Origin of the sequence: uncultured Thiocystis sp. (assembly GCF_903866365.1) — a bacterium.
Taxonomy (GTDB): domain Bacteria; phylum Pseudomonadota; class Gammaproteobacteria; order Chromatiales; family Chromatiaceae; genus Chromatium.
In genome coordinates this window covers 1-3,943 of record NZ_CAIPNF010000163.1, presented here as the reverse complement: position 1 = coordinate 3,943, position 3,943 = coordinate 1, and the positions used below count along the sequence as shown (strand labels likewise).

Sequence of the window (3,943 nt, the reverse complement as noted above, 5' to 3'; positions counted from 1 at the left end):
CGTGGTCCGTTCTGACGCCAGCAGGTTAATGCGGTAACGGGGTTGGCCGATCATACTGACTGTACTGTGCGAACAAGATAGTCAATAGGATACCATTAATCGCCAAAGCCCTTACAGGGACTTGGGCGCCGCTGTACTAGCTTAACCGCTGCCTCGTTCCCGGCCTTGCGCAGTCGCGGCTTTTCACACTCGGATAGAGGACGACGATCAGTCATGAAACTTTTCAAGATCCGCGGTGGCGTCCACCCGGAGGACCGCAAGGCGCTCGCGGCCGGCCAGGCCATCGAGGATCTGCCCATGCCGGCCCTGCTGCACATCCCCTTGCAGCAGCACATCGGCGCGCCCGCCAGCCCGGCGGTGCGACGCGGCCAACGGGTCGCCAAGGGCGATCTGCTCGCCCAGGGTCAAGGCGTCGTCTCCGCCCCCGTTCATGCACCCACCTCCGGGCGCATCATGGGTGTCGGCAGCTATCCGGCCCACCACGCCTCCGGGCTTTCGGTGCCCACCATCACGCTCCAGCCGGATGGCGAGGATCGCTGGTCGGACCAGATTCAGGGGGTCGCCGACCCCTTCGCGCTGGAGCCGGACGAGATCGCCGAGCGGGTGGCGAGGGCAGGCATCGTCGGCCTGGGTGGCGCCACCTTCCCGGCGGCGATCAAGCTCAATCTGCGCAAGAAATACAGTCTCCACACGCTGGTCATCAACGGCGCCGAGTGCGAGCCCTATCTCACCTGCGACGACCGGCTGATGCGCGAGCAGGCCGAGGCGGTGATCGACGGCATCCGCATCATGGCCCATGCGCTCGGGGTCGCGCGGATCGTCATCGGGATCGAGAACAATAAGCCCGAGGCCCAGGCCGCCATGACCGTCGCCGCCTCGGCCGATCCCAACATCCGTCTCGCCAGACTGCCGACCCGTTATCCGATGGGCTCCGAGAAGCATCTGGTGCTGGCGCTGACCGGTCAGGAGACGCCGGCGCGCGGGTTGACCGCGGACATCGGGGTGGTCGTTCACAATCCCGCGACCGCCTTCGCGGTGCATGAGGCGCTGCGCTTTGGCTATCCGTTGGTTCGACGGGTGGTGACGGTCACCGGCCGCGCCATCTCGCACCCGCGCAACCTGCGGGTACCGCTCGGGACCAAGGTCCAGGATCTGCTCGATTACTGCGGTGGCTTCAAGGCAGAGCCGGCGCGCTTGATCAGCGGCGGTCCCATGATGGGTCAACCCCTGCCGAGCACCCTCGTGCCGATGGTCAAGGGTAGCAATGGGGTGCTGGCGCTGACCGCCGAGGAGACCAATCTCGGCGAACCTTTGGCCTGCGTGCGCTGCGGTCGCTGCGTGACGGCCTGTCCGTGCGGCCTGGTGCCCCTGGAAATGGCGTCCTATGCGCGCGTGGGCGAGTTGGAGAAAGCGGTCAACATCGGTCTGATGGACTGCATCGGCTGCGGCGCCTGCTCCTATTCCTGTCTATCGCATATCCCGTTGGTGCAGTACTTCAACTACGCGAAGGGTGAGATGGCCACGCGCGGTCGCGCCAAGCAGAAGCAGGCCGAGACCAAGCGGCTGATCGAGCAGCGCGCGGCACGCATCGAGGCGATTCAGCGCGCCAAACGGGAGTCGATGGCCGCGCGCAAGCGCGAGATTGACGCCAAGAAGACGGTTGAGGCGGAGGCATCAGTGAACGCGGTTCGACCTGTCCAACTCCACCTAGAGGAGATCGACTGATGCACGTCGGCGTTGCCTATTCGGACAAATTCAAGCAAACCTGGCTGAAGCTCGACGTGCTCGACGTGCTCGACGTGCCCGACGGCAGCACGGCGCGCGAAGCGATCGAACGCTCGGGGCTACTCAACCAATTTCCAGAGATCGATCTGAACAAAAACAAGGTCGGTATCTTCGGCAAGATTGTTCCGCTCACCACCCAGTTAAGCGACGGTAATCGGGTGGAAATCTACCGGCCCATCACCGCCGATCCGGAGACCGTCGAGCGTCGCGACCGCGGGGGCAACGACGACGATTGATCCACGTCGTCGTCAACAAGCGTTCAACGCAGCGTCCTCGCCACCCGGCGACATCTGCCGGGTTCTTGATGACCCAAGGTTTTTGCGCATGCAGGAATACATTCTTCTCATGGTCGGCGCGGCGTTGGTCAACAATGTCATCCTGGCCCGTTTTCTGGGTCTCTGCTCCTTCATGGGCGTGACGACCCGGATCGACACCGCCATCGGCATGGGGCTGGCGACGACCTTCGTGATCACTGTCTCGTCGATGGCGAACTGGGCGGTCGAACACTATTTATTGGTCCCTTACGGCCTGGGCTATCTGCGTACCGTGACCTTCATCCTGGTGATCGCGGGTGCCGTGCAGTTCACCGAGATGACGGTACGCAAGGTCTCGCCGCCGTTGTTCCAGATGTTGGGCATCTATCTGCCGCTCATCACCACCAACTGCGCCGTGCTGGGCGTGGCGCTGCTGCTGGTCGAGGGCAAGATGAGCTTCATCGCGGCGACCCTGTTCGCCTTTGCCTCCTCGCTCGGCTACAGCCTGGTCATGGTCATCTTCGCCGGGCTGCGCGAGCGTCTGGCACTGGCCGAGGTACCGCCTCTGTTCGCCGGTCCGCCGATCGGATTCATCGTCGCCAGCCTTCTGGCACTGGCGTTCCTGGGGTTCTCCGGTATCAGTACCAACTAACCCGGATGTTTCATAAACCTGTGGGCAGGCCCAGAAACCGATGATCATGGTCGGTTTCAAGGGCGATGCAGCCGGCAGGAGGGGTTGCCGACGCTTGCGACACGTGAGGATGTGACCCTTGACGGTCGGAACCGGCCCGCCTGAGCGTCCCGGAAGGGTGGCGTTGCCATCAGACAGGCGCGAGCGATCCTGCCCGAACAGGCTGGATGGTCAAGGCCGGGGGTTGAGCGACGGGGTCAGGTGATGAGCGGATCCGGCGGACGGGTCAGGAAGACGATCTCGGTGACCCGGTGCAGCCGTGCCTTCACCGGGCCGTTCGACGGCCGTTGCCGCTTGACGCGATCCTTGTACTGCAGCACACGCACGGCGATTTTGAACTGCTTCAAGATGACCGTCGCGGGTTGCGCCTGAGCCAATTCGGTGTGGATGAGTACCTGGGTGCGCAGCGCGTGGTGTAGGACGTAGGCCCCGCAGGCGAAGAACAGGCGCAGGTGGTTGGCTAGAAAGCGATGGTCGGAGGTGCGCTCGCTGGCCAGGTCGTTCTTGAGCATCTTGATGAAATTTTCGTCCTGGCCGCGGGCGCTGTCGAGATCGCGAGAGAGACACTCGGGCGAGGGCCGATCCAGCGAGGTCACGACAAAGCGGGGGTTGTCGTCGAAGTCCATCACCTCGGCTTTGAGGATGACGCGAAACGCCTGAGGCCAAGTCCCGGCCGCGTATTCCAGTTCATGGTAGGAGCGGGTACTGGTCGGTGGAGGCTGGTTGAGGCGGCGGGCATTCTCACCGCGCACCGCATGACGTTGACGGTTGATGTTCAGAACGGGGGTGGCCAGTGGCGACAGGATCCGGTTGCCGGTGAGGCCGAAGATGAAATCGGTTTGGCCATCGGCGAGGGCGAGGGCCATGCGTTCCGGGTTGGCGACAGGCCCATCCCCGCGCAGGATCACGCGGGTTTCGGGCCAAGCCGCGCGCAGCCGCTGCAGCACGCGTTTGACGATCCTGGCGTTCTCGGCGCCGGTGGGACGCTTGCCGGGGCGCAACGCCGCGGTGATGAACGTCCCCGAGAGCCCCTCGAAGAGAAACAGTGGCAGATCGCAGTGGCTCCGATCGTCATGGTTGTCAAAGCTGAACGCCTGCTGGCCGTGGGTGGGATCTTCGGAATGGTCCAGGTCAATCACGATCACCTCAGGTGCCTCGGAATCGCTGGCGATGAACGGATCGACGAAGGCTTGTGCCATCCGATCAATGTCCT

4 protein-coding genes are annotated in these 3,943 nt (G+C 63.7%); 3 read left to right on the top strand and 1 reads right to left on the bottom strand.

The window, feature by feature from the left end:
* Positions 1–213: 213 nt before the first annotated feature.
* The 3 genes from rsxC to rsxA all read left to right on the top strand — a co-directional run bounded on the left by rsxC (position 214) and on the right by rsxA (position 2,691).
* The gene (gene rsxC / locus QZY07_RS09280) at positions 214–1,725 is read left to right on the top strand and encodes an electron transport complex subunit RsxC (RefSeq protein WP_295401811.1); all 1,512 of its coding nucleotides are present in this window, start codon (positions 214–216) and stop codon (positions 1,723–1,725) included.
* Positions 1,725–2,021: an RnfH family protein gene (locus QZY07_RS09275; protein ID WP_295401809.1), complete on the top strand. Its 297-nt coding sequence runs from the start codon at positions 1,725–1,727 to the stop codon at positions 2,019–2,021. Before rsxC ends, QZY07_RS09275 begins: the two co-directional genes overlap by 1 nt.
* An 88-nt stretch (positions 2,022–2,109) precedes the next feature.
* Positions 2,110–2,691, top strand: a complete 582-nt coding sequence (gene rsxA / locus QZY07_RS09270) for an electron transport complex subunit RsxA (RefSeq protein ID WP_295401807.1) — start codon at positions 2,110–2,112, stop codon at positions 2,689–2,691.
* A gap of 236 nt (positions 2,692–2,927) precedes the next feature.
* Here the strand turns inward: rsxA and QZY07_RS09265 are convergent.
* On the bottom strand, positions 2,928–3,943 hold a 1,016-nt coding region (locus QZY07_RS09265), incomplete at its 5' end, for an IS1380 family transposase (protein ID WP_295401806.1).

Bases quoted from the DNA above. Each gene is read 5' to 3' on its own strand.
- rsxA (WP_295401807.1), top strand. From the start codon at position 2,110: ATGCAGGAATACATTCTTCTCATGGTCGGCGCGGCGTTGGTCAACAAT.
- rsxC (WP_295401811.1), top strand. From the start codon at position 214: ATGAAACTTTTCAAGATCCGCGGTGGCGTCCACCCGGAGGACCGCAAG.
- QZY07_RS09275 (WP_295401809.1), top strand. From the start codon at position 1,725: ATGCACGTCGGCGTTGCCTATTCGGACAAATTCAAGCAAACCTGGCTG.